Origin of the sequence: Paenibacillus sp. FSL H7-689, from assembly GCF_000517905.1 — a bacterium.
GTDB lineage: Bacteria > Bacillota > Bacilli > Paenibacillales > Paenibacillaceae > Paenibacillus > Paenibacillus amylolyticus.
Map to the genome: position 1 here is coordinate 34,510 of NZ_ASPU01000066.1, position 25,276 is coordinate 59,785.

At 46.6% G+C, this 25,276-nt stretch carries 25 protein-coding genes; 22 read left to right on the forward strand and 3 right to left on the reverse strand.

Going from position 1 to position 25,276, the window contains the following annotated elements:
• The 4 genes from C170_RS28375 to C170_RS28385 all read left to right on the forward strand — a co-directional run bounded on the left by C170_RS28375 (position 1) and on the right by C170_RS28385 (position 4,028).
• Positions 1-666, forward strand: a complete 666-nt coding sequence (locus tag C170_RS28375; RefSeq protein ID WP_036616921.1) for a TetR/AcrR family transcriptional regulator — start codon at positions 1-3, stop codon at positions 664-666.
• A 36-nt stretch (positions 667-702) separates the two neighbouring features.
• Complete coding sequence (locus C170_RS28380) at positions 703-1,494, forward strand: DUF4097 family beta strand repeat-containing protein (protein ID WP_162158996.1); 792 nt, start codon at positions 703-705, stop codon at positions 1,492-1,494.
• Between the two features lie 45 nt (positions 1,495-1,539).
• Positions 1,540-1,710: a hypothetical protein gene (locus tag C170_RS31220; protein WP_164783408.1), complete on the forward strand. Its 171-nt coding sequence runs from the start codon at positions 1,540-1,542 to the stop codon at positions 1,708-1,710.
• 137 nt (positions 1,711-1,847) lie between these two features.
• Positions 1,848-4,028: a HelD family protein gene (locus C170_RS28385; protein ID WP_036616927.1), complete on the forward strand. Its 2,181-nt coding sequence runs from the start codon at positions 1,848-1,850 to the stop codon at positions 4,026-4,028.
• Between the two features lie 123 nt (positions 4,029-4,151).
• On the opposite strand, the gene C170_RS28390 is transcribed toward C170_RS28385, so the two are convergent.
• Together C170_RS28390 and C170_RS28395 are read right to left on the reverse strand one after the other, a co-directional pair.
• On the reverse strand, positions 4,152-4,997 hold the full coding sequence (locus C170_RS28390; RefSeq protein ID WP_327196678.1) for a DMT family transporter: 846 nt from the start codon (positions 4,995-4,997) through the stop codon (positions 4,152-4,154).
• A 53-nt stretch (positions 4,998-5,050) separates the two neighbouring features.
• Entirely contained in the window at positions 5,051-5,794 is a 744-nt protein-coding gene (locus C170_RS28395; RefSeq protein WP_036616929.1) for an SDR family NAD(P)-dependent oxidoreductase, read from the reverse strand.
• A 136-nt stretch (positions 5,795-5,930) separates the two neighbouring features.
• Here C170_RS28395 and C170_RS28400 point away from each other — a divergent pair, with 136 nt between their 5' ends.
• From C170_RS28400 to crcB, 4 genes are read left to right on the forward strand one after another with little or no spacing between them, the layout of a single operon-like run.
• Positions 5,931-6,821 (forward strand): LysR family transcriptional regulator, encoded by an 891-nt coding sequence (locus C170_RS28400; protein ID WP_036616931.1) that lies wholly within the window; start codon positions 5,931-5,933, stop codon positions 6,819-6,821.
• Positions 6,822-6,863: 42 nt separating this feature from the next.
• Positions 6,864-8,171, forward strand: a complete 1,308-nt coding sequence (locus C170_RS28405; protein WP_036616934.1) for a replication-associated recombination protein A — start codon at positions 6,864-6,866, stop codon at positions 8,169-8,171.
• Between the two features lie 33 nt (positions 8,172-8,204).
• Positions 8,205-8,606 (forward strand): fluoride efflux transporter FluC, encoded by a 402-nt coding sequence (locus C170_RS28410; protein ID WP_036616937.1) that lies wholly within the window; start codon positions 8,205-8,207, stop codon positions 8,604-8,606.
• On the forward strand, positions 8,603-8,962 hold the full coding sequence (crcB, locus tag C170_RS28415; RefSeq protein WP_036616940.1) for a fluoride efflux transporter CrcB: 360 nt from the start codon (positions 8,603-8,605) through the stop codon (positions 8,960-8,962). The genes C170_RS28410 and crcB overlap by 4 nt, the downstream gene beginning before the upstream one ends.
• A gap of 131 nt (positions 8,963-9,093) precedes the next feature.
• Here the strand turns inward: crcB and mnmA are convergent, their stop codons facing one another.
• Entirely contained in the window at positions 9,094-10,218 is a 1,125-nt protein-coding gene (mnmA, locus tag C170_RS28420) for a tRNA 2-thiouridine(34) synthase MnmA (protein ID WP_036616942.1), read from the reverse strand.
• Between the two features lie 321 nt (positions 10,219-10,539).
• On the opposite strand from mnmA, the gene cymR reads away from it, so the two are divergent.
• From cymR to C170_RS28490, 14 genes are all read left to right on the forward strand, one after another.
• Positions 10,540-10,959, forward strand: a complete 420-nt coding sequence (gene cymR, locus C170_RS28425; protein ID WP_017686811.1) for a cysteine metabolism transcriptional regulator CymR — start codon at positions 10,540-10,542, stop codon at positions 10,957-10,959.
• A gap of 120 nt (positions 10,960-11,079) precedes the next feature.
• Positions 11,080-12,231 carry a cysteine desulfurase family protein gene (locus tag C170_RS28430; protein WP_036616944.1) on the forward strand — a complete coding sequence of 384 codons (1,152 nt, stop codon included), beginning with the start codon at positions 11,080-11,082 and terminating at the stop codon, positions 12,229-12,231.
• A 164-nt stretch (positions 12,232-12,395) separates the two neighbouring features.
• Entirely contained in the window at positions 12,396-12,917 is a 522-nt protein-coding gene (locus C170_RS28435) for a PRC-barrel domain-containing protein (RefSeq protein ID WP_017686814.1), read from the forward strand.
• A 10-nt stretch (positions 12,918-12,927) separates the two neighbouring features.
• Positions 12,928-13,137 (forward strand): hypothetical protein, encoded by a 210-nt coding sequence (locus C170_RS28440; protein ID WP_017686815.1) that lies wholly within the window; start codon positions 12,928-12,930, stop codon positions 13,135-13,137.
• A 294-nt stretch (positions 13,138-13,431) separates the two neighbouring features.
• A complete protein-coding gene (locus tag C170_RS28445) occupies positions 13,432-14,499 on the forward strand; it encodes an AI-2E family transporter (protein ID WP_036616947.1) in 1,068 nt (355 codons plus the stop codon).
• A gap of 435 nt (positions 14,500-14,934) precedes the next feature.
• Positions 14,935-17,565, forward strand: a complete 2,631-nt coding sequence (alaS, locus tag C170_RS28450; protein ID WP_036616949.1) for an alanine--tRNA ligase — start codon at positions 14,935-14,937, stop codon at positions 17,563-17,565.
• Between the two features lie 242 nt (positions 17,566-17,807).
• Positions 17,808-18,068 carry an IreB family regulatory phosphoprotein gene (locus tag C170_RS28455; RefSeq protein ID WP_036616950.1) on the forward strand — a complete coding sequence of 87 codons (261 nt, stop codon included), beginning with the start codon at positions 17,808-17,810 and terminating at the stop codon, positions 18,066-18,068.
• 128 nt (positions 18,069-18,196) lie between these two features.
• Positions 18,197-18,613: a Holliday junction resolvase RuvX gene (ruvX, locus tag C170_RS28460; protein WP_036616953.1), complete on the forward strand. Its 417-nt coding sequence runs from the start codon at positions 18,197-18,199 to the stop codon at positions 18,611-18,613.
• Positions 18,614-18,625: 12 nt separating this feature from the next.
• Positions 18,626-18,925 (forward strand): DUF1292 domain-containing protein, encoded by a 300-nt coding sequence (locus C170_RS28465; RefSeq protein ID WP_017686820.1) that lies wholly within the window; start codon positions 18,626-18,628, stop codon positions 18,923-18,925.
• Positions 18,926-19,240, forward strand: a complete 315-nt coding sequence (locus tag C170_RS28470; protein WP_036616957.1) for a DUF1292 domain-containing protein — start codon at positions 18,926-18,928, stop codon at positions 19,238-19,240.
• A gap of 76 nt (positions 19,241-19,316) precedes the next feature.
• The gene (mltG, locus tag C170_RS28475; RefSeq protein ID WP_235193974.1) at positions 19,317-20,357 is read left to right on the forward strand and encodes an endolytic transglycosylase MltG; all 1,041 of its coding nucleotides are present in this window, start codon (positions 19,317-19,319) and stop codon (positions 20,355-20,357) included.
• Between the two features lie 14 nt (positions 20,358-20,371).
• The gene (locus tag C170_RS28480; protein WP_036616959.1) at positions 20,372-21,301 is read left to right on the forward strand and encodes a peptidase U32 family protein; all 930 of its coding nucleotides are present in this window, start codon (positions 20,372-20,374) and stop codon (positions 21,299-21,301) included.
• Positions 21,302-21,318: 17 nt separating this feature from the next.
• Positions 21,319-22,647: a peptidase U32 family protein gene (locus tag C170_RS28485; protein ID WP_036616961.1), complete on the forward strand. Its 1,329-nt coding sequence runs from the start codon at positions 21,319-21,321 to the stop codon at positions 22,645-22,647.
• Between the two features lie 234 nt (positions 22,648-22,881).
• Positions 22,882-25,170, forward strand: a complete 2,289-nt coding sequence (locus C170_RS28490) for a methyl-accepting chemotaxis protein (RefSeq protein WP_036616963.1) — start codon at positions 22,882-22,884, stop codon at positions 25,168-25,170.
• Positions 25,171-25,276 lie beyond the last annotated feature (106 nt).

The following is a 25,276-nucleotide window of genomic DNA, read 5'->3' on the forward strand; positions in this document are numbered from 1 at the left end:
ATGGCCAGAAATAAATACCCTGAGCAGACACTGGACCTGATTCTGGCAGTCTCAACTCAAATGTTTACTGAAAAGGGATATGAAAAGACCAGTATTCAAGACATTATAGATGAATTAGGTATGTCTAAAGGTGCGATATATCATCATTTCAAGTCCAAGGAGGATATCCTTAGTGCAGTGATGGAGAAGGAGCTCGGGCGGGCAGAAGACATGTTTATGGAACTCATCCAGAACACGCATGCTCCGAATGCCAGACAGAAGCTCATCAGTATTTTGGAAAATATTATCGTTGATCCTGGAATCCAGTCTAACTCAATTGATCAAGTTCTAAGCACTCAGATCAAGAATCCGCAGTTTGTTCTTGGAGGGATCAGAAAAGGTGTTCTGAAGGATGCACGAATTATTTCCAATATTATGGAACAAGGCAAGGAAGATGGGTCCATTTCAGTCGAATATCCGCTGGAGTGTGCTGAAATCTTCATGCTGCTCGTCAACATCTGGATCAACCCTCTTCTATTTGGCAGAGATCAGGAGCAGACATTGGAAAGGCTTAAGTTTTTGCAACACATGATGAAGCTCTTGGGAGCAGATATCGTTAGCGAACAGCTCATTCAGCGAATTACGAATCGCCATGCCAGCACAGGAGGTTATGCGGAGGCGGAATAAACATATACCTGGTTGTTTGAAATGGAGAGGGAAAAGATGTTGAAAAGTAGTGAGCTTTCCATATGCATGAGCATAGACATTGATCAACCCATTCATGATATACAGTTAAATTGGTTGTCAGGAGATATCAGAGTTCTTCCGAGTGTGGATGAACTTATCCACGTCATACAATTTGCGGATGCGTGGTTTTCCAAGCGAAGGCTGATGCAAGTTAACATACGAGGGGATGCCTTAAGCATTGTGGACGGGAGAAAAAGGAGAGGCCTCGTTGGAATAAATATTGCTAGAACAGCATTGGAGATTCAGCTTCCTGATCGTATTTTTGATCGTATTTTACTAAACTCCACAGGAGGACAACTCCGGTTGAATCGGCTTCTGGCCACTCGCTGTCAATGTAAGATCACCTCAGGTAGTGTAGACCTATCAGGGAGGATGGATGAGCTTGAACTGTGCGCATTGGCATCGATAGTGAAAGGGCAGCACCTTAGTGCAGATAAATTCAATCTTCAATCCAGTTCAGCCAAGATCGACATATCAGGGGAATTCCGTCACTTGCAGTATACAACTACAGGCAGAGGATTGAATATGGATTGTCTCAAGATGCCGGAGAGCTTGCATTCCGTATCCACAGGATCAAAAGTAGTGGTTTCCATTCCAGATAACGAAGGTTTCCGAATTTTACTTAAAAGAAGATCAGGAGCGTTAAAAAGCGAATTTGATTTAACTCCCCTTCATGGGGACAGCAACTGTCTAATACACAAAAGTGGAAAAAGTGAATTCCAAGTGGATATTCGAGGAGGAGCTTTTCATCTAAAATCCAGGAAATGAGAGACTGTTCGTGTGTACTGAAAACAAAGGGGGGCGGTAGGTATAATGGCTGGTTGGATTGTAGGGATTAGTTTTTCCACCATCGTACTGCTAATCGGGATTTACGGCGCATTAAACAGCAGGCGCAGGCTGGCCAGAAACAAGTGGGCCTGGTGGTTTATTCTGTTTGGTTGTTGTGCGCTTGTCAGTGCCATCATTAATTATCAATTCAGATGAGCCTCATATATTATAAAAGTAAGCCTACAAAAACGGATGTGGCTTTCAATTGCCCTATGTGATATAGTAAGTATCCTTTTGTATTGCCAGATCTAGGCGATGCAGAGCAAAACATATTCTTAGGAGGTAACTGAAACATGTCAGACAGCTTTCAAAGTGCCTATCAAGAAGAAGAGTACAGGTTAGAGCGAACGATGGAGGAAGTGGATAGTCAGCTGGAACGACTGCAGAACATTCCGGTATACACCGGCCACGACTTCACAGAACAAGTGCTGGAAGCTGGACGCGAAGAGCGCCGCACCGCCTTGTCCAAGAGCGCGCAGCAACCCTATTTCGGACGCTTGGATTTCGAAGAACAGGGCAGTGGTGCACGGAAACCGCTGTATATTGGCAAAATTGGCGTAGACCGCGAAGAGGTGGGAGAGCATCCGCTCGTCATCGACTGGCGTGCTCCTGTCGCAAGCCTGTTTTACTCATTTACGGGAGGGGAAGCCTCCGCTACGTATGAAGCCCCGGAAGGGCTTATTGAAGGTCTCGTATATCTGAAACGAAACGTTGTCATTCGGCAGCGGATATTGGAACGTGTGGCGGATACATATAACCGTGACAGCGACCAGCCAGCGGTATCTGATGAATTCCTCGTTTATCGTCTGGGAGAGAACAAGGATAACAAACTGCGTGATATCGTATCTACGATTCAAGCGGAGCAGGATCTGATTATTCGTGCGGCGAGAAACACTGCATTGATCATTCAGGGTGTAGCTGGATCCGGGAAAACGACGGTTGCCCTGCATCGGCTTGCCTTTTTGCTATATCAGTACAAGGAGCAGGTATCTGCAGAGAAAATGGTTATTTTTGCGCCCAACCACATGTTTCTGGATTACATCTCGGATGTGCTTCCGGAACTTGGAGTAGGGGACATTCAACAGCGGACATTCCCGGATTGGGCGATGAACCTGCTGGGGCTGGAAATGCCTTTGGCGAATACGTCGGATACATTGAACACCTGGTTCGAAACTCCAGATGCGCGGCCTGAATTAAATGATGATGTACCTGGACGTTACAAAGGATCCATCCGTTTCATGGAGCTTATTCGAGAGTGGCTCTCGGGCATGGAAGCGGATTCCGTACCGGATATGGACTTCAGTCCATGGGATGGTAAGGTGCTCAGCAAGACGGAGATCGAGAACTGGTTCGGTGAGGAATATAAGCATTATCCACTAGCCAAACGCAAAGAACGGGTCATGGCGCGGGTTCACCGCTGGATTGAGATGGAACTTAAGAAACCGATGCCAGAAGCTGTGCGCAAAGAACGCAAGAAAAAAGCGTCTACTCGTGAGAAAGCTTATGCCAAAAAATGGCCTCAATACGAGCCGCTTACGTTATATAAACAGTTGTTCAAAGCTGCAAAGGGTGGTTCTGTGCCAGCTTCGCTCAGCGGGCTTATCCCCAAAGGCGTAATGAAACAAACGGCAGCAGATCTGAAACAGGATATCGTCCGTGAAGAGGATCTGCCTGCATTGGTATACATTCATACATTGGTCCATGATATCGAGGGTTCGGAGCGGTTTGATCATGTCGTGATCGATGAAGCGCAGGACTTTTCACCATTTCATGTGGCGTTATTGGATCAGTTCGTCAAAGGGCATTCCTTCACCATACTGGGTGACTTGTCCCAAGGGATTCATGAGTACCGTGGTGTTCATGCGTGGGAAGAGATGAGTTCTCTATTTCCTGAGGAACAGAATGCATACTTTGCATTGACCCGAAGTTATCGTTCAACGATGGAAATTATCGACTATGCAAACACGATTCTGGAACGTGGCGTCAAGAGCGGAATTACGGCGATTCCTGTTTTCCGTAGTGGTGATCCGGTTCGGACTTTGGCTTATGGAGGGGAAGGGCGGACGGCTAGTCTGGAACAGGCTTTGAAGCTGTTAACGGTCAAAGACTACCGAACGGTCTCCATCCTGACCCGTACACTGCATGAAGCAGAGGAACTTCATCGTGAACTTCAGGACGCAGGCTGGGATCTAAACCTGATCGATGGTGGCAAAAAGCAGTACACGGGTGGACACTCCGTTTTACCGGTCTACTTGTCCAAAGGGTTGGAGTTTGATGCCGTTATTGTGGCAGACGTAGACCAGAAGCATTATTTGCCAAATGCAGGTGATGCAAAGCTGTTGTACGTTGGTTGTACACGGGCCTTGCACGAGTTGTGGTTGTTCCATGACGGTGTACTGCCGATCTATGCGGCTGCAACACATAATCCCGATGGCGAACCCGTAACCATTCAGGGTTGGCCAGAGCTTGGTTAGATAGAGTTTACTTATACAACAAAAGGCATGACGTTCATGGGAAAGTCCCATAAGCGCATGCCTTTTTTGCTTTTGTGCGAAAATCGCTTGAGTTTCCAAGGAAGAACGATGAAGAAGTTCAAGTTATGTTACGCTATTTCTCATTCTGGATGAGCGACGGTTCACCAGGAATATGCCAACACCAATGAGTAGACCGCCTGCCAATGCAAACCACTGAACGTGTTCTCTTAGTAAAATCCAACTCGATAATACACCAAAGAACGGTGCCAGAAACAGATACGAACTGGTTTGGGCTGGGTCACTATTCTGAAGCAGATAAAACCAGAGTGAGAACTGAATGATGGAGCAAACAAGCGTTAACCAGAGCAGCGCCATAACCGAGGTGGTATTGACCATAAAGTGAGGCTGTTCAGTCCATACGCTCAGTAGAAGAAGCGCAGCACCTCCCGCGAGCATCTGATAGGCAGTTAAGACAAAAGTATCGTAACCATCACCCCAGCGTTTGATGAGCAATGTGGACACGGCAAAGGAGATCGCACCACCAAATCCAATCCAGGTTCCAGGGCTAAAGCTCATCTGCCATCCAAAAGTTAACATAATCCCGATGAAACCGAGTATAACACCGATCCACTGACTGAAACGGTAGGTCACTCTATATAAAAGAGCACTGAGGATAATGACCAGTAGCGGATTGGTAAACGTAATAATGGCGGATTCACCGGATGTAATCCAGTTCATGCTGTAGTAGGCGCAGCCCATCACTCCTGCGGATTGGAACAGACCAATGAGGATTATTTTCAACCAAGACTGCCATCCAGTAGGCAAAGGACGTTTACGAAGGAACAAGGCCATCAATCCACCAGCCAGTACATAACGTATGCCCATGAGCAGGAAAGGTGGGGCATATAACATGCCGATCTTGCCAACGGGAAAAGAAGTACCCATGATTAGCGTTGTTAAAATGATCAAAATTGTATACTTCAAGGGTTGTATAATCCGGGTATCTTTATTATGACTGGAGCTCATAACGTCTGTCCGCTATCTACAGTAATTAGCTGCCCGGTCATGGATTGCTGTTCCAGCGCAGCACAGATCATGTGTGCGATATCTTCAGGTGAGGCAATATGTTGTAATAACACTTCTCCACCAAGACGATACATTCGATCCTCGTTTCCAGCCCACCACCTTGTAGCAACTGCGCCAGGGACGACGGCATTCACCCGAATGTATGGTGAGAGTGCGTGCGCAAGTGATAAAGTTAGACCGTGAACTGCCGCTTTGGAGACGGCGTAAGGGAGGGAAGAGCCCGAGCCCGTACTGCCTGCAATGCTGCCCAGATTCACTATGGAACCACCACCTGCCTGCTGCATGCCTTCCGTCACAGCACGAGCGCAATGAAACATGCCTTTCACATTCACATCAACCAGTTCATCCCAGATGTCATCTGTAACCGATTCCAGATCGTGCATGGGAATATGACGCGTAATTCCAGCGTTATTTACAAGTGCAGTGATTGGGCCATAGGTTTCAGTTACTGTAGTGACCATCCGCCGGACATCAAGATCATTGGCAACATTGGCTTGAACGGCGAATGCATGGCCTCCCGTATCCAAAATGTGTTGAACAGTCTCTCTTGCTGCATCTTGTGAGCGGGAATAGTTGACAGCGACTAAGGCTCCGCGTTCAGCGAGCATCTCACTTACAGCACGTCCTATACCCGTTCCGCCACCTGTGATCAGAGCAACTCTATTTTTCCAGTATGTCATGCTGAACACTCCTTATCATCATCCAGTCAGCTGACTGGTTTGGGATCTACATGAATTGTAGTCCGGTTTACACATGAAGTATAATGATTGGTAATGAAGCGGATATCATTTTGAATGATGTCAGAGTGGAGGGACCATGGAGAGCGGGGATCTTAGAATATTTCAGTGTGTTGCACAGGAAGGGAATCTGACCAAAGCTGCTTCTAAACTGGGGTATGTGCAATCCAACGTAACGGCACGAATCCGGCATCTGGAAGCAGAAGTAGGTACAACGTTGTTTATTCGTCATAACCGAGGTATGACATTATCTCCAGCCGGAGAGATGTTGCTGACCTATGCAGATAAAATTATTGGTTTGCTGAATGATGCTTCCAAGGCGCTTCGGGCGACGAGCACACCATCGGGTCCAATGCGAATAGGGTCTACACAAACCGCAGCGGCCGTGCGACTACCTGAACTTTTCGTCAGATATTATAAACAGTATCCAGATGTCTCCTTGTCACTGGTTACTGGCAATTCGCAGATGCTTATGGATCAGGTTATTGGGTATGAATTGGAGGGAGCATTTATAGGCTGTCCCTGTGATCATCCTGATATCGTTTCTATTCCCGTATTTGATGAGGAACTATTTGTTGTCTGTTCTGGTATGGGTCCTACGGATGAAGATCTTAAGAGTAAACCCATTCTTGTCTACAGCATGGGGTGTTCCTATCGTCAGGTTTTGGAGGAATGGTTAGAGGTGGGTGGTGTTACCCGCCCAGTAATTATGGAATTCGGAACCCTTGAAGCGATTATTAGTGGAGTTACGTCCGGTATGGGAATTTCCTTATTACCAGAGATTGTGATTAGGCATCAGATCGAAAATGGATTATTGCGCACGCATACACTCCCCGTAGGTATGAATCGCATGATGACTCATTTTATTACTCGCAAGGATGCCTTTGTCAGCAGTGCACTTCATGCATTTATGGCTATGTTACCGCGAGAGTATGATATGATAGAGAGTGGAGAACCATCAGAAGTGTAATTGTATTCAAGGCAAGGCAATCCGTTAAGGAAGTGATGAGCAATGGATTTATTTTCGTTTCAACAGGACTCAAAACCACAAGCTAGACTGCTCGCGGACCGCTTGCGGCCAGAGCATCTGGATGAATATATTGGACAGGAACATATTATTGGACCGGGGAAATTACTCCGGCGCGCCATCGAGGCTGATCAGATTTCGTCAATCTTGTTATACGGCCCGCCGGGATGTGGCAAGACTACCTTGGCACATATTATTTCTCAGCAAACGCAAGGACAGTTCGTACGTCTGAATGCAGTGGAAGCTTCCGTTAAGGATGTGCGTGAAGTCATCGAACAGGCGCAAACGAACAAACAGCTGTATGGAACCAAAACCATTCTGTTCCTCGACGAGGTACATCGATTTAACAGTTCACGTCAGGATGCGCTATTGCCAGCGGTAGAGAAGGGCACGATTATTTTTATCGGCGCGACAACAGAGAATCCCTTTCATTATGTCAATGGAGCCTTGATGAGCCGTTCCACCCTGTTTCAGCTAGAATCGCTAAATAAGGATCATTCCCTAATTGCAATGCGCAGAGCATTGAGTGATGCGGACAAAGGTCTGGGGTTCATGGAGCTGCAGGCGGACGATGAGGCGCTTGAACATATTGCTACGATGGCCAACGGAGATATTCGGCGTGCGCTTAATGCGCTTGAACTGGCTGCGTTGACGACGCCACCGGAGAAGGATGGGTCCATTCATATTACGCTTGGTGTAGCTGAAGAGTCTATTCGGCGCCCTATTGTGAAGGCAGATGAATCTACCCAGTATGATGTGCTGTCTGCATTTCACAAGAGTATTCGGGGTTCCAGTGATGCGGCGTTGTTTTGGTTTCTATACGCGGTGGAGAAGCTCGGCATGGACCCGATGACCTTCATTCGGCGTCTGATTGCAGCGAGCAGTGAAGATATTGGACTTGCGAACCCGCAAGCCATGACTCAGGCGATTGGAGCACTTGATGCGTACCGAAATAACGGCTGGCCCGAAGCCAAGCTGAACATTGCACAAGCGATTCTGTTCGCGGTCGAAAGTCCAAAATCAAATGCGGTGTACACCGCCATTTCCAAAGCCATGAACGCGATTGATGAGGTGAAATCGGCAGAAGTTCCGCTTCACTTGCGAGATACGCATTACTCAGGTGCCGTGAAGCTTGGACATGAGGGCTATCAATATCCACACAACTATCCGGGGCATTACGTGAAACAAGAATATTTGCCAAAGCAGCTCTCACGGAGAGTATTCTATGAGGCAACGGAGCAGGGTAACGAATCGAAGATCAGGCTGAACCAACAGCGGCGCAGAGATCTATAAGATCAGTCAGATCACTCGGGAGATGCACACAACATGAAAGAGCTTTTGTATATAGGGGCGGGTGGATCTCTCGGTACATTGACCCGATATGCCATACAGTTAGGGATACCAACTGTCCATGGGGGGTTCCCATGGGCAGTGCTGTTAATCAATGCGATGGGCAGCCTTTTTTTGGGTTGGTTCTTTACCATAGCTGTTCCAGGCAAAATAACACCACAACTTCGACTGGCGATTGGTACAGGTTTTACTGGCGCATTTACGACATTCTCCACGTTTACGCTTGATATTGTTCGTTTATCCGAAGGGGGCGAATGGATCAGTGCCGCTATTTATATGATCGTGAGTCTGTTGGCAGGATTGTTGCTCTGTGCGCTGGGAATGAGCCTTGGACATCGTATGTTGGGAGCACAAAAACAAGAGGGTGATGCCTCATGATCCTGTGGATTGGTTTTGCAGGTGTGCTGGGTGCGGTACTGCGTTACAGTCTGGGAAAATGGGTCTCTGGCTTGCTGGGAACGGCTTTTCCATGGGGAACATGGATCATCAACATCAGTGGTTCATTGTTGCTTGGGTTGTTATATGGATGGCATGAATCTGCAATGATCTCAGATGGAATCTGGGTGATTTGGGGAACCGGATTTTGCGGTGCGTACACGACGTTCTCTACCTTTGGTTATGAAACCTTAGGACTTATGGGTCGACAACGATATGCAAGCGCGGCGCTCTACGTCATCAGTTCGGTTGTAGTTGGGGTGTTGGCCGCCTGGGCAGGAGTCTGGTTGACTGCATAACGAACTATTTTTAATTTTTTTGCAAAAATAAGCAGGAAAAAAGCCATCCTTCATGGTATACATGAAAGACGGCTTTTTTAATAGGGATACACGGTATTGTGTATAATCCGCATTTTAATGGACAAGCTCTATTATTGCATTGCGGGTACAGGTACTTTTTGCACCTGATCGATCGTACCCCCACCCAGGCAGACCTCTCCGTCGTAGAAAACAACGGCTTGTCCTGGTGTAATGGCTTTTTGCTGCTGGTCAAATTGGACATCGACACTTCCATCTTCTTGCCAGGTCAATGTTACACCTTGATCCGGCTGACGATAGCGGAATTTGGCAGTACAACGGTATGGCACATTAGGCATGTGCTCTGCACCAGCAATCCAGTTCACACCCGTTGCGGTTAGACCTGTGGAGTACAGGCTTGCATGGGCATCGCCCTGAACAACAAGCAGTTGATTCTTCTCCAGATTCTTGTCTGCAACGAACCAAGGTTCACCATTGCCGGAACCGCCAATGCCAAGACCTTGGCGCTGTCCAAGTGTGTAGTACATCAGACCGTCATGACGACCTTTGACTTCACCGGTTGCGATATCAACCATGTCTCCGCCTTTGGCAGGCAGATAGTTACTCAGGAACTCTTTGAAATTACGCTCACCGATGAAGCAGACACCTGTGCTGTCTTTTTTCTTGGCAGTATACAAACCAGCCGCTTCTGCGATTTTGCGTACTTCGGGTTTGGGCAGATGACCAATCGGGAACATGGCTTTGGACAGCTGGTTCTGATTGAGCGCGTTAAGGAAATAGGTCTGATCCTTATTGTTGTCCACACCACGAAGCAACTTGAGTGTGCCATCTTCTTCAATCAGGCGAGCATAGTGTCCTGTAGCTACATAATCTGCGCCGAGATCCAGAGCTTTGTTCAGGAATTCACCAAATTTGATCTCACGATTACACATGACATCCGGATTTGGCGTGCGGCCCGACTTATATTCATCAAGGAAATAGGTAAATACTTTATCAAAATATTCTTTCTCGAAGTTGACAGTGTAGTAAGGAATGCCGATCTGTTCACATACGCGGCGTACATCCTCTGAATCTTCTTCAGCGGTACAGTGGCCGAACTCGTCGGTGTCATCCCAGTTTTTCATGAAAATGCCGATGACATCGTACCCTTGCTCTTTCAGCAGCAGTGCGGTAACGGAAGAATCGACACCTCCGGACATGCCAACGACGACCCGTGTATTTTCAATTGTTTTGGACATCGTTATCACCATTTCTATATATAAATGTGTTTCGTTTCTTATTCTAGCATAACCGGACTCAAGATACGATACACCCGGCCAATTTTGGATAGTGTCCACCACAGACGCACATTTTGGAATATCGTCAATCTTTCTTTTCCATAAAGCATGCAGATATGTTAACATTAGCTGAGGGTTATGATCGGAATACGGAGGATTAGAAGGTTTATGCTAATCTCAATGCATCTCCGCTGTGGACAGATCGTGAAATAGACGGTCATGGACCATAGGATTAAATATAAAGTTTCCAATCGTTTCTGAAAATTGAAAGAGGTGACTCCTTTGAAAATATCGACAAAAGGCCGTTACGGCCTCACAATCATGATGGAGCTTGCTGCCAGAATAGGCGAAGGCCCTACATCACTTAAAAGCATTGCTGAGCGCAACCAGCTCTCGGAGCATTACTTGGAGCAACTGATTGCTCCACTGCGTAATGCAGGACTGGTGAAAAGCATTAGAGGTGCTTACGGCGGTTATATCCTTGCGGGTGATCCTGCAACTGTGACTGCAGGCGATGTAATCCGTGTACTGGAAGGGCCAATCTCTCCAGTAGATTTCACGGAGGAAGATGATCCGGCGAAACGTGATCTGTGGTTGCGTATTCGTGACGGCATTGCGGAAGTGTTGGATTCCACAACACTGAAAGACTTGATTACCTTCCAGGATCAGGACAAAAAAGATAGCTACATGTTTTACATTTAACAATGACTGCGATGAGCATGACATGGTAACATACTTGAGCCCCCATTTGGGGGCTTTATCCATGCCTTAACAGAAAAATAAAAAAATAAGATATTTTAACATATAACGGGGTGAAGATAAATGAAACGAATTTATTTGGATCACGCCGCATCGACACCTATGCATCCACAAGTCGCAGAAGCGATGATGAACGTCATGACAGGACAATTTGGCAATGCATCAAGTATCCATGCCTTTGGGCGTGAGGCCAAACGGACTGTCAGCGGAGCAAGGGATGTCATTGCGGCGTCTTTGGGCTGTTTCCCGGACGAATTGGTATTCACCGGAGGTGGCACGGAGAGCGACAATCTGGCAATCTTTGGAGCAGTCTCATCCAGGCAGGATAAGGGGAAACACGTCATTACGACCGCAATTGAGCACCACGCTGTCTTGCATACGTGTCAGGAATTGGAGCGGCAAGGTTATGAAGTAACCTATCTATCTGTGGATCGTCATGGACGAATAAATCTGGATGAGTTGCAAGAGGCCATTCGGCCGGATACGGTGCTGATTACCATGATGTATGCCAACAATGAAGTGGGCACCATTCAGCCGATTCGCGAGGTAGGCGAGCTTGCCCGTCAGCATAATATCCTTTTCCATACCGATGCGGTTCAGGCTCTGGGCAGCCAGAATATTTCCTGTAAGGAACTGCCTGTGGATCTGATCAGCTTCTCTGCGCATAAAATCAACGGACCTCAGGGCGTGGGTGCACTCTATGTACGGCGAGGAATTGTGCTGGAAGCAAGAGCTCACGGTGGGCTGCAAGAGCGTCAACGACGCGCAGGTACGGAAAATATTGCGGGTATTGCCGGATTTGCAGAGGCCCTCAAGATTGCATCAGCACAGACGGAGGTGCACCGTCAGCATGATTTGGAATTGCGTAAACTTTTGTTGGAACAGCTTGAAATTCATGTGGGGACGGAGCACTTTCACGTGAATGGACACCTGGAGCATACGCTGCCAAACATCTTGAATATCAGCTTTCCGGAAGTGTCCACAGAGACGATGTTAATGAATCTGGATATGGAAGGAATTGCTGTTGCAAGCGGTTCTGCCTGCACTTCCGGTTCACTTGAAGTCTCTCATGTGCTCAAAGCGATGAAATTGCCTGAAACATTTTTACACTCTGCGATTCGATTTAGCTGGGGATTGGGTAATACTACGGAAGAAATCATGATAACCGCCGAAAAAATTGGAACCATTCTTGGACGACTGCGTAATAGACCCTAAGGGGAACTTTACACATGGAACAGAAGGAGGGAAGAAGTTCCATTTCATCGGTTGGATAGAAGCGGTTTTGATGAACGGCGTCTGATTGCCACTCATCAACTTTGGGCATACCTAGCAATAGCGCCGCGCCTATTTAATGATAAGAAGATGAGGGGGACCCAGCGATGAAGCTTCAGGAAATGATCGGACTTGCCGTTTTTGATGTTGAGGACGGGAAGCAGGTCGGTAAAATCCAGGATTTCATTGTGAATGATGATTGGGAGATCGAAGGCATTGAGCTTGAGAACAAAGGTCTGTTTACCAATCATGTCAAAATCGTGCAGTGGCAAGATATCGTTGCCTACGGCGAAGATGCCGTCATGATCCGTAATCAACAGGCTGTCCGCAAGACGGGAGCCGACGACATAAAATACACGTACCTCCTCGGTCGGTCTAAATTGAAGGAGATGTCCGTGCTCACCGAAGAAGGTTTGCTGCTTGGGCGTGTCTCCGATGTTTATTTTGACCAAGAGTTGGGAAATACAATAATAGGGATTGAAATTACGGACGGTTTTGTGTCCGATCTGATCGAGGGCCGCAAATGGCTGCCATGTACAAGCGATATGTCCATCGGGGAAAGTGCCATTATGGTGCCGTCTTTGAGTGAACAACGCTTGGAAAATGCCATTCATTCTGTTAATGGATAGGTGAATGAATATGAAATGTCCAAACTGTAGTTCCAAAGATATCGGGAAAATTGGTTCCCACCAGTTTTATTGCTGGGGATGCTTTATTGAATTAACGGTGAACGGTGAGAAAATGTCTGTGTATCAGGTGGAAGAAGACGGTACGCTGAGTTCCCTGGATGATCTGTTTTTCGGGGACGAGCTGCCCCAAGACTTCCCTCATCTTCACGCTTCTTCTTAATAAGCAGAATAACTTCCTCTATATGCGGTTTCATGACAATGTCTGTCATGGGAGGCTGTCGTTAATTGTTGGCAGTTGTATATAGATGCGGTTACATAATGGTTGGGCTGGTGTATGGTTGATTATATGCTAACCCGTACTGCAAAATGCGCTTCCTTCTCTGATGAAGGAGGCGTTTTTTGGTTTGAGGAAAAAATGTTCGGATTACTCCTTTCCACTTCTGCGCTGTGTTAATAAATATTACCTTTCCTACATATACTGACTCTCAGAGCCAGTCCAAAAGGAGAGATGCAAGTGGAGCAATTAACCAAAAACAAGCTGTTCCGTTACGCGATCTGGCTGCTGCTCGGATTGATCATTTTATATTTTATTTGGCTGCTGCGGCCTTTACTGCTTCACATATATGCGTTCCTGAAAACAGTGCTGGCACCCTTTATCGTAGCCCTTATCATATCCTATGTACTTAATCCGATTGTCAGCATGCTGGGAGGGCGCAAGGTGCCGCGTACGATTGCGGTACTACTGATATATGCCTTTTTCCTGACCTGCCTCGGTGTCATTCTGATGAATGTCATTCCGGTATTGATTGAACAGCTGGGGGAACTCAACGAGCATATGCCGGAGCTATCCATGCGTGCACAGAGCCTGATGAACAATATGGATCACAAATTAATGCCGCCAAGTGTGCGAACAGGCATGAACAGTTGGTTTTTTCAGATGGAGGATCGACTAACTCAGGGAATTGCTGTGCTCATGGATAATATCGGGGCGACCATTAATGTGTTATTCAATGTGTTTATCGTGCCATTTCTGATCTTTTATATGTTAAAAGACTTTGAGGTGTTTGAACGCACCATTGTGGCGTATCTTCCGCGTTCACGTCGGAAAGCGATTGTCTCGGTGATGAAAGAGATCGATACTGCACTGGGGAACTACATTCGGGGACAGTTTATTGTCTGTGTCATTGTTGGTATCTTTGCCTACATTGGTTATATCGTCATTGATATGCCGTATGCCCTGCTACTTGCAAGCATTGTAGCTGTGTTTAACATTGTGCCCTACTTGGGGCCGTTCCTTGGAGCTGCTCCTGCTGTGGTCATGGCATCAACCGTATCGTTTAAAATGGTACTACTTGTTGTCATTGTGAACACACTGTGCCAGGTGTTGGAGAGTAATGTTATTTCTCCTCAGGTGGTGGGACGTACGTTGCATCTGCATCCACTGTCGATTATATTTGCACTGCTCGTCGGAGGTGAACTGGCAGGCATTGTAGGTTTAATTTTGGCAGTACCTGTTTTTGCCGTGCTGAAGGTGATTGTGCAACACTTTTTCGCCTATTACATCAAACGAAGGACCGACTAAATAGCAGGGTTAAAACATCAACGAGGCCGCGTTGACACCCGCTTGTGCTACCGATATAATGAATGTGTATGTTGAGAAAATGAAATCGATGATGAAATAAAGTACGCCGAGGGTTCCTTTCCTCAGAGAATAGACTTCATCGGATCAGGGTGAGCCTGAACTGATGGCTGGAAGAGTCTTGAAAGATGAAGCGGCGGAAAGCTAATTTCGGAGTGCAGGACAACCCTGCCGGGAGCGACCGTTATTTCGCATGAACGAGGAGATTGTTTGTTTGTCCGGGCAGCAAGGGATGAACAGCAATAACCAGGGTGGTACCGCGATAACATCGTCCCTGATTATTCAGGGGCGTTTTTTGTGTTTATTTTTACAAAAACAATGTTGACCAACCGGAGCGAATACGCAACGGACTATTATAATTTAATGGGGGCATCCAGTATGAAAGCCAGTGAAATCCGGTCCAAATGGATAGAGTTTTTTGCAAGTAAAGGTCACAAAATCGAGCCGAGCGCATCGCTCGTGCCTCACAACGATCCTTCTCTTTTGTGGATCAATGCAGGTATGGCACCGCTCAAACCATATTTTGACGGACGTGAGAAGCCGGAGAACCCGCGTCTAGCGAACTCCCAAAAATGTATCCGTACCAATGATATCGAGAATGTTGGTAAAACGCGTCGTCACCATACGTTCTTCGAAATGCTTGGCAACTTCTCTATTGGAGATTACTTCAAGGAGGAGACCGTAACATGGGCTTGGGAATTCTTGACCAGCAAAGAGTGGATCGGATTCGATCCGGAACGTCTTTCCGTAACGGTATATCCGGAAGATGAAGAAGCTTTCAAACTGTGGAACGAAAAAGTAGGACTGCCTGCTGAGCGTATCATTAAATTGGATGAAAACTTCTGGGATATCGGCGAAGGCCCATGTGGTCCTTGTACCGAGATCTTCTATGACCGCGGCGAAGCTTACGGAAACGACATGAGTGATCCTGAAATGTATCCAGGTGGGGAAAACGAACGTTACCTGGAAGTATGGAACCTGGTATTCTCCCAGTTCAACCATAACAAAGATGGTAGCTACACACCGCTTCCTAACAAAAACATTGATACAGGTGCAGGTTTGGAGCGTTTTGCTTCCATTCTGCAAAATGTGGATTCCAACTTTGACACAGACCTGTTCCAACCGATGATTCAAAGAACAGCCGCTCTTGCAGGTGTGAAATATAACGACAGCGTAGAGATTGATGTTGCACTGAAAGTCATTGCCGATCATATCCGTACGGTTGCTTTTGCAGTAGGTGATGGCGTTCTGCCAAGTAATGAAGGACGTGGATATGTCATCCGTCGCTTGCTTCGCCGTGCAGTTCGTTATGGAAAAGTGCTTGGACTTGACCGTCCATTCCTGTATGAATTGACTACAACAGTTGGTGAAGTGATGGGCATGTACTACCCTGAGGTAGTAGACAAACAGGAGTTCATCGCCAAAGTAATCAAAACCGAGGAAGAGCGTTTCCACGAAACACTCACAGATGGTCTGGCTATTCTGGCTGATATCAGCGGCACAGCCAAATCCGAAGGACGCACCGTTATTAGCGGACCTGAAGCTTTCAAACTGTATGATACGTACGGTTTCCCGTTTGACCTGACAGAAGATTATGCTGCAGAGCATGGTCTGACTGTGGACCGTGAAGGTTTTGATGCTTCCATGCAGAAACAACGTGAGCTTGGACGTGCTGGGCGTCAAGAGAACGAGAGCATGAAAGTCCAAGGCGGACCACTTGCTGATCTGGAGGTTAAAAGCGAGTTTGTTGGTTATACTGACCTGTTGACGGAAGCAAAAGTGGTAGCCATCGTAGCTGGTGACGCCCTTGTTGAATCTGTAGGCGAAGGACAGACGTGTCAGGTTGTTCTGGACAAGACTCCGTTCTACGCGGAAAGTGGCGGTCAAGTGAGTGATCAGGGCTTGCTGCGAGGTGCTGGTGTAACAGCAAAAGTACAAGGTTTGTTCAAAGCTCCACTCGGACAACATGTACATCTGGTGACTGTGGAGTCTGGTGAACTGCGTGTAGGTGATGTGATCAACGCCGAAGTAGACTCAGCGAAACGTGGCGACATTATCAAAAACCATACGGCTACCCACTTGCTGCACAAGGCACTCAAAGATGTGCTCGGCACACACGTAAACCAGGCAGGATCGCTCGTAGAGCCACAGCGTCTGCGGTTTGACTTCTCTCACTTCGGCAGCATTACGCCGGAAGAGTTGACAGAAATTGAGCGTCAAGTGAACGAACAGATCTGGAATCGTCTGAACGTGAACATCGAGCTGAAAGCTATTGATGAAGCCAAAGAAATGGGTGCGATGGCCCTGTTTGGTGAAAAATATGGAGATATTGTACGTGTTGTTCAAGTCGGAGACTACAGTTTGGAACTTTGTGGCGGCTGTCACGTAAATAATACTTCAGAGATTGGAATCTTCAAACTGGTGAGCGAGAGCGGAATTGGCTCCGGCGTACGCCGGATCGAAGCTGTAACTGGCCGCGGCGCATATCTGTATGTGGAAAGCCAGTTGGAACTGCTTAAACAATCAGCAGCACTGCTCAAAGCAAATGTGGCTGATGTACCTAAACGGATTGAAGGTCTGAACCAACAATTGAAAGAAGCAGCCAGAGAGACTGAATCCCTGCAAAGCAAGCTGAGTGCCATGGAAGCGGGTCAATTGACCGATCAAGTGGTACAAGCAGGAAATACACAATTGCTGGCAGCACGCGTAGATGCTCCGAACATGGATGCGCTGCGTACAGTGGCAGATGAGTTGAAATTAAAATTGCCTAACGCGGTACTCGTATTGGGTGCTCCAGCGGACGGCAAAGTGAATTTTGTTGTAGCAGTACCTGCTGAACAAGTAAAACAAGGATTACACGCAGGCAAAATCGTCAAAGAAGTCGCAGCAATATGCGGCGGCGGTGGCGGCGGACGTCCAGATATGGCGCAAGCCGGAGGTAAGGATGCGACCAAGCTGGATGAAGCGCTGAAACTGGCAGTTTCGCTGGTTAGCGGGCATAATGCATAAATCCATTGAGTGGCTTTCAATCGTCAAAAAATAAATCGAAATGGTTCTGTTCGTTTATTTTTTGTACCCGAGAGCGTGTGGAATCGAATGATGCAATATGCTGAAGCCAGTAAAGGACAAGCAAAAAACACAATTGCCTTATCCTTTGTTTACTTGTGGCAGTCAGAATATGTTATTATATAAACAGAAATCAATTCGGCAGGACATGGTCCCCATGTTCATGCAGGAGCGAGGTGTCATCAATGGACTCCATGGATAAGACGGTTAAATTTAATGTGAAAGGTGACGAACAGGAAGCATCATCCAAAGAGATTCTTCTCACGGTATATGATGCATTGGTCGATAAGGAGTATAATCCGATCAACCAGATTGTTGGGTATCTGATTTCTGGAGACCCGGCATACATTCCTCGTCACAACAACGCACGTAGTCTGGTCCGTAAAAAGGAGCGCGATGAGCTGATTGAAGAGCTTGTACGTTCCTATCTGGCCAATCACCGGTAATGTACGCCGCTTCCGCTGTGTTGCAGCCTTGCAGGCAGCGGGAAATGAACCGACAGAAGACAGCCTGAAGCTTGAGAAGGCGATTATTTGTAATCGACCTGAGCAGGCCCCAGGATGGGAGAGCATGGATGAAAATATTAGGTTTGGACTATGGGGACCGAAGAATCGGAGTTGCCGCGAGTGACGCCTTCGGTTGGACTGCCCAGGGATTGGAAGTGCTAGAACGCCGCCGTGATGAAGGCGAGTTCGCTCGGATTGCCGAACTTGTGCGTGAGCATGAGATTAGTGAGATCGTAGTCGGACTTCCCAAAAACATGAACGGCACCGTAGGACCGCGCGGTGAGATATGCATTGCTTTTGCCGATCGCCTGCGGGATGAACTGAATTTACCTGTTCACCTTTGGGATGAACGGCTGACAACCATGGCAGCAGAACGTACGCTGATTGAAGCGGATGTCAGTCGGAAAAAACGCAAGCAGGTTGTGGACAAAATGGCCGCAAGCTTGATTTTGCAAAATTATTTGGATGCCAATAGTAGAAGGTGAGGGGGATCAACAATGGCTGAAGATCAACTGGGTATGGAAGAAGAAGCGGAAATTATTTACATTGCGGATGACGAGGGTAATGAAGAGGAATTCGAAGTCATCATGAAGTTTGAAGTAGATGGTTCGGAGGCCAAGTACATGATGGTTGCTCCGGTTGAACCTGAAGATGGCGAAACGGATGTATATGCATTCCGTTATGAAGAAGAGGGCGACGATATTAAACTTTTCGTCATCCAAGATGATGCCGAATGGGATATCGTCGAGGAGACGTTTAATACATTTCTTGCTGAAGATGAAGAGGAAGCGAACTAAATGACGGAATATAATCGCAAAGACCTGAAATGGACAGATTCACTGCGTCTGGCATTCGGTGCTCATGTTGAGCTCGAGGAAGAGAACGGTAAATCACAACCGTATGACTTGTTGGCTGAGTTCGAAGTGAACGGTCAGCAGTACGCGGTGCTCCGCAGTTCGTTGCGACCTTACGACGAGGTTGAACTTCTGCGGGTATCACCTGGAAGTGAAGACCAGATCATGCCAGAGTTAGTTACGATCGACGATGATGATGAGTGGGAGAACATCTCGGAACTGTATGATGAGTGTACACTCCCCATTGACGAAGATTAAATCAGCTTCAAATTGAAGAAACCGGGAGGGCGGAGAAGTCCGCTCTTTTTGGTTGTGTAAAGGAGTTGTTTCTTTTTTGAAAGGGAAAGCAATTGTAGTCATACTGCTTATCATTGTAGTTCTTGCCGGAGGCGCAGGCGGTTACGTATGGAGTATGATGCGTCCTGTGGAAGCTTCTACAGAACCGGTCGTATTCGAGATTAAGAGCGGATCGGGAACTTCGAAAATCGCGGATCAGCTTCAAGAAGAAGGCCTCATTCGAAGTGGGTTAACCTTCAAAGGGTATTTAAAGTGGAAGAAACTAGGTTCTAATTTCATGGCGGGTACATATTCAATGAATCCTGGCGTGACATATGATGAGATTGTTAGCAAGCTGAGTAGTGGCGAAGTTGTACCGGAAGAAATGGTGAAATTTACGATTCCGGAGGGTTATAACGTTCTGCAAATGGCGGGTAAGCTTTCTTATGAGCATGTAGTAGATCGGGATGAATTCATCAAGCTGGCCAATGATCCTTCGGCCTTTGATGTAGATATCATCAAAGATATTCCAGTGGATGAAGAACTTCGCTACGTATTGGAAGGGTATCTATTCCCGGAGACGTATGAGCTGAAAAAGGGAAGTTCCACGCATGATGTGATGCAACGGATGCTGGAAGAATTCCAGACCAAGATTAATTCCATTCCTGATTTGGAAGCCAAGCTCCAGGAAAAGAACCTTTCCCTGCATGAACTGCTGACGATCGCGTCACTCGTGGAGAAAGAAGTTGTAGTGGACGAGGAACGTGCTCTGGTTGCAGGTGTAATCTACAATCGGATCAATCAGGATATGAAGCTGGAGATTGATGCTACCGTGCAATATCTGCTCGACAGACCGAAGGAACGATTGTTTTTCAAGGATCTAAAGGTGAAAAGTCCCTATAATACGTATCTGAACAAGGGCTTGCCACCAGGTCCAATTGCCAGTCCAAGTCTTCCGTCCATTGAGGCAGCGCTAAATCCGGAAGCTTCGGAGTATCTGTTCTATGTGACAAAAAAGGATGGCTCGTCTGGACATCTATTTGCCAAAACGTATAAGGAACACCAGCAAAATATAGCCAAAAGTAAGGCTGCGCAATAAGCGGAGGGGATTATATGAGTAAGAAACATGAACTGCTCGTTACAGCAGCGAATGTGAAAGAGGCAGAAGTGCTTCTCCAGGCTGGAGCAGATGCTCTGGTCATTGGAGATGATCGATTCGGCATGCGTCTTCCAGGTAGCTTTAGCGTGGAAGAGACAGCAGAGGTGGTTGCCATTGCAGCCAAACATCAGGCGCGTGTGTATGTATCCATGACTAATCTGATGTCCAACGAACTGTTGAAAGAATTGCCTGAATATGTTCAAGCACTTGGCAGAATCGGTATTGATGGTGTGGAGTTTAATGATCCATCCGTGCTGGCTACCATGAAGGAATACGCTCCACATGTGAAGCTGCACTGGAATGCGGAGATGACTTCAACGAACTATGCGACGGCCAACTATTGGGGAACCAAGGGAGCTAGTCGCGTTGTACTTGCCCGAGAGCTGAATATGGACGAGTTGACGGAAATGGTTCCTTTTTTGAAGGTGGAAGCTCAGGTTCAGGTGCATGGCATGACGAATATTTATCATTCCAAGCGCAGTCTGGTACAAAGTTACATGGCTCATCAAGGGCGGCCGGTTGAGGGACATCTGGGGAAAGAGCGGGGATTGTTCCTGATCGAGGCTGAACGTCGGGATGAGAAATTCCCGATCTACGAGGATATTAACGGTACACACATTATGAGCTCAGAGGATATATGTATCCTCGAAGATCTTCATCTGTTGATGGAGGCGGGTGTGCACAGTTTCAAAATTGAAGGTATGTTAAAATCACTTACCTACAATGAAGCTGTTGTACGTGCATATCGGACAGCGATTGACAGTTATGTAGCCGATGCTGATGCATATGCTTTCTCTGAAGAGTGGCTCGCTGAGGTGCGCAAGTTACAGGACCCTGAACGTGAATTGTCGTTTGGATTTTTCTATAAAGAACAAGTGTATTAATAGACGAGGTGAACAGAATGGAAACAGTGGCGGTACAGCGGAAGTTTTCGGGTAAACGTAACCGTCTGGACAAACCGGAGCTGCTAGCTCCGGCGGGTAATCTGGAAAAACTGAAATTTGCGATCCATTACGGTGCAGATGCCGTATATATCGGTGGACAAGCCTATGGACTGCGTTCCAACGCGGATAACTTCAGCTTTGAAGAGATGCGTGAAGGTGTGGAGTTTGCCAAAAAGTATGGAGCCAAGGTGTTCGTAGCGACAAACATCTATGCACATAATGAGGATGTTGAGGGTATCGAAACGTACCTGCAAAACCTCTATAATGCGGGAATCTCTGCGATCATCGTAGCTGATCCGGCTATTATTGAAGTAGCGCTTCGTGCTGTGCCAGGCCTTGAGGTACATCTAAGTACTCAACAATCCACACTCAACTGGCAAGCCGTGAAGTTCTGGAAAGATGAAGGACTTCCACGTGTTGTTCTCGGACGTGAGACTAGCTTTGAAGAGATTGAAGAGATCAAGGCCAATGTGGATATCGAAATTGAAGCCTTTATTCACGGGGCGATGTGTTCGTCGTATTCCGGACGTTGCGTTCTCTCCAACCATTTTACGGATCGGGACTCCAACCGGGGCGGCTGTTGCCAGTCTTGCCGCTGGAAGTATGATCTGTTCGAGGATGCGAGAGAAGATACGGTGTGGGTCAGCGAAGAGGACATGCAGATGAAGGCCCCTGCGCCATTCAAACTAGGTGAGAATCAGCTTCCCCTGTTCGAGGAACAGGATAATTCATTCTCCATGGGATCAAAGGATCTGTGCATGATTGGCCATATTCCCGAGTTGATTGATGTGGGTGTGGACAGTTTCAAGATCGAAGGACGTATGAAATCGATCCACTACGTGGCAACCGTGGTTAACGTATACCGTCAAGCCATTGACGCCTATATGGCAGACCCGGAAAATTATGTTCTGAAACCTGAATGGGTTGAAGAAATGAACAAAGCGGCGAATCGCCCGCTGAATACCGGATTTTTCTATGATACACCAGACCATGAAGATCATATCTATGAACCGGAAGAAAAGGCTGTACCTTTTGACTTCGCTGGATTGGTCATGGGGTATGATGCTGAAACAGGAATGGCAACCATTCAACAGCGCAATCATTTCAAACCAGGACAGGAAATTGAATTTTTCGGCCCGGGAGGTCACTTTTTCAAACAGGTTGTCGGCGAAATACAGGATGAAGAAGGTAATGTTCTAGATGCGGCCCGTCACCCGTTGCAACTAGTTAAAATGAAGGTGGATCAGCCGGTTTCGTATTTCGATATGATGAGAAAAAAGAAGTAGGCTCAAATACCTACATTACGCCAATATTGTATTATGATTTAACAAAATAGTGTTATGGAATTAGCATGGGGACCTCCGTATATCGGCAGATGGGGGTCTTTTTTTTATAGAAAAATAGGAATAAAGTTGTAAAATATTTCTGGAAAGTGAAAGGGGAACGAAGAAAGCTGTCGAATACTACATATTTATAGGGGAGAGAAAGAAAAATCTAACAAGTAAATTACTGGCAGGTGAATGGGATTGGTTCAAAAGAAGCAGAAAGACAGTGGGGAGCAAGTGACAAAAGTCGAGCAGGTTAACCCTGAGAAGGTTCAGAAAGTGAAGAAAGAAAAAGTAGGTAAAAGTAAAATTACAGGGAATGGGAAAAAATTACTTAAGTTTGACCGTAGTAAATTGAAGCTGGGCTGGATCAAGACCGATTGGGTAAAAAAACAATTAAAAAACCGGGATTGGAAAAACCTTGGAGGGTCTTCTTTCCAACAGATTAAGAAGGCAAATCCGGTTAAATCCGTAGGGGTTAAACTGTTTTTAATCTTTTTTGCGGGAATTATGATTTTTGTAGTAAGTTTAGGTCTATTATCCTATTCGAAGGCCAAAGGTACGATAGAGAAAAATGCTTCGCGTGCCAATCAGGAGACCATTGATCAGACCAAGCAAAAAATGGACATCATTTTGGAGCGGTTTGTCGATACATCCACACAGATTTTCTTTGATCCGGAAATGCAGTCCTTGCTACAAAAAATGTCAGATACGAATTTGACTGCGTATGATACATTCGTGAACTCAAGTTCAATCAACAAGCAACTGTCCAATGTTGCATTTACAAATAAATCTATGGAAGCGATTTATTTGGTACCTACGGACGATACAAAGTCCATTATGGGTACCGGCAGCAACAGTTCATCCATGGGCAGCATTCGCCAGGAAGCATGGTACAGTGAGTTAATTGAGGCGGGCGGTTATCGCTGGCTTCCAACAGAGGTCAAAGAAGATGGCTCAACGCCAACGTTTAAAATTGCACGTTCCATGAAAAACTTGCAGGGGACTACTCAGTCGTATGTTCTGGTTATTGAACTGAAACTGGAAGTTTTGGAGGAACAATTGAAATCGCTTGATCTTGGGCCAGGAGCTATTCTTCAACTAATTGCTCCGGATAATAAAGTGGTTGCATCCTCCATCTCGGATCGTACAGGACAAGAAACAGAGCTTGCATTTGTCAAAGAGTTGACCGAACCAGCAGGTAGTACAAATACGGAGTATACGGTAGATGGCAAATCTACGGAAATGCTGGCTGTATACAGTACGATGGATACATCCAATTGGAAACTGGTTGGTATGATACCTACCTCTGTTTTGGTTCAGGACGCAAAAGGCATTCTGACTCTGACCCTGTGGATGGCGCTGGTTGATGCGGGGATTGCAGTATTGATCGGGATCTGGATGGTGCGTATGATCGCTCGTCCACTCGGCAAATTGAAAGACCTGATGCAGGAAGGTGCGAAAGGTAATCTTAAAGTTCGTACACCATATAGCTCACAGGATGAAATTGGTCAGCTCTCGACCGCCTTCAATCTGATGATGGAGCAGATCACTAAGCTGGTTGAACAAACCAATCGTTCTGCGCAGGAAGTATTGGATACGGCCTCTGAGCTGAGCAGTGCATCCAAGAAAACGGCTGTATCTGCTTCGGAGATTGCCGTAGCTACAGAAGAGATCGCAGGCGGTGCAGGCAGTTTGGCAACCGAAGCGGAACGTGGCAATGAATTAACTGACAATATCTCTCGTCAGATGCAGAGTGTAATCGCTGCTAATGAACAGATGGGTGATTCTGCTCGTCATGTAGAGAAGTCCAGTCAGACAGGAACACAACATCTGAATCAGTTGATGACCAAAACGCAAAAGACAGAAGAAATGATTGGTGCACTGGTGAATAAGGTTGATTCACTGAAAGAGAGTACGTCTTCTGTTCTGAAAGTGCTTGAAGTGCTTCAAAACATAACGAAACAGACAAATATCCTTTCCCTGAATGCAACCATTGAAGCAGCACGTGCCGGTGCTGCCGGACGCGGATTCATGGTGGTTGCTGATGAGGTTCGTCAGCTTGCGGCTCAATCCAGACAATCCATTGAGATGGTTGGAGAGATCACAGACAAAATCATGACCGAAATGAATGAGACCGTGGATGCTTTGTCTGCAGCCTATCCCTTATTCAAGGAACAGATGGATGCGGTTAAAGACACCAACGTCATCTTTGCTTCCGTACAGGAACAGATGGGTGCATTTGTGGAACGTCTGGGCATGGTGACAGGTTCTATTGGAGATTTGAACAAATCTCAAGGTACGTTGTCTGAAGCCATGAGCAATGTCAGCGCTGTAGCTGAAGAATCTTCTGCAACGTCCCAAGAAGTAGCTTCCTTGAGCAGTGAACAGCAAAATATCAGTAACCAGCTGGTCAATCTGTCTGGCAAACTGGAGAATGTGTCTACTGAACTGAAAGAAACCTTGTCACGCTTTACGGTTTAACAAGCCAAAGTTGAAATGAGGAGAACCTGTCCCGCACATGGGACAGGTTTTCTTTTTGTTTACCGGATAATTCCAAGCCATATCAGCAATAATATGTCAAAACGAC

Coding starts and splice junctions, on each gene's coding strand:
- C170_RS28375 (WP_036616921.1), top strand. CDS start 1: ATGGCCAGAAATAAATACCCTGAGCAGACACTGGACCTGATTCTGGCA.
- C170_RS28380 (WP_162158996.1), top strand. CDS start 703: ATGTTGAAAAGTAGTGAGCTTTCCATATGCATGAGCATAGACATTGAT.
- C170_RS31220 (WP_164783408.1), top strand. CDS start 1,540: ATGGCTGGTTGGATTGTAGGGATTAGTTTTTCCACCATCGTACTGCTA.
- C170_RS28385 (WP_036616927.1), top strand. CDS start 1,848: ATGTCAGACAGCTTTCAAAGTGCCTATCAAGAAGAAGAGTACAGGTTA.
- C170_RS28395 (WP_036616929.1), bottom strand. CDS start 5,794: ATGACATACTGGAAAAATAGAGTTGCTCTGATCACAGGTGGCGGAACG.
- C170_RS28400 (WP_036616931.1), top strand. CDS start 5,931: ATGGAGAGCGGGGATCTTAGAATATTTCAGTGTGTTGCACAGGAAGGG.
- C170_RS28405 (WP_036616934.1), top strand. CDS start 6,864: ATGGATTTATTTTCGTTTCAACAGGACTCAAAACCACAAGCTAGACTG.
- C170_RS28410 (WP_036616937.1), top strand. CDS start 8,205: ATGAAAGAGCTTTTGTATATAGGGGCGGGTGGATCTCTCGGTACATTG.
- crcB (WP_036616940.1), top strand. CDS start 8,603: ATGATCCTGTGGATTGGTTTTGCAGGTGTGCTGGGTGCGGTACTGCGT.
- mnmA (WP_036616942.1), bottom strand. CDS start 10,218: ATGTCCAAAACAATTGAAAATACACGGGTCGTCGTTGGCATGTCCGGA.
- C170_RS28430 (WP_036616944.1), top strand. CDS start 11,080: ATGAAACGAATTTATTTGGATCACGCCGCATCGACACCTATGCATCCA.
- C170_RS28435 (WP_017686814.1), top strand. CDS start 12,396: ATGAAGCTTCAGGAAATGATCGGACTTGCCGTTTTTGATGTTGAGGAC.
- C170_RS28440 (WP_017686815.1), top strand. CDS start 12,928: ATGAAATGTCCAAACTGTAGTTCCAAAGATATCGGGAAAATTGGTTCC.
- alaS (WP_036616949.1), top strand. CDS start 14,935: ATGAAAGCCAGTGAAATCCGGTCCAAATGGATAGAGTTTTTTGCAAGT.
- C170_RS28455 (WP_036616950.1), top strand. CDS start 17,808: ATGGACTCCATGGATAAGACGGTTAAATTTAATGTGAAAGGTGACGAA.
- ruvX (WP_036616953.1), top strand. CDS start 18,197: ATGAAAATATTAGGTTTGGACTATGGGGACCGAAGAATCGGAGTTGCC.
- C170_RS28465 (WP_017686820.1), top strand. CDS start 18,626: ATGGCTGAAGATCAACTGGGTATGGAAGAAGAAGCGGAAATTATTTAC.
- C170_RS28470 (WP_036616957.1), top strand. CDS start 18,926: ATGACGGAATATAATCGCAAAGACCTGAAATGGACAGATTCACTGCGT.
- C170_RS28480 (WP_036616959.1), top strand. CDS start 20,372: ATGAGTAAGAAACATGAACTGCTCGTTACAGCAGCGAATGTGAAAGAG.
- C170_RS28485 (WP_036616961.1), top strand. CDS start 21,319: ATGGAAACAGTGGCGGTACAGCGGAAGTTTTCGGGTAAACGTAACCGT.
- C170_RS28490 (WP_036616963.1), top strand. CDS start 22,882: ATGGGATTGGTTCAAAAGAAGCAGAAAGACAGTGGGGAGCAAGTGACA.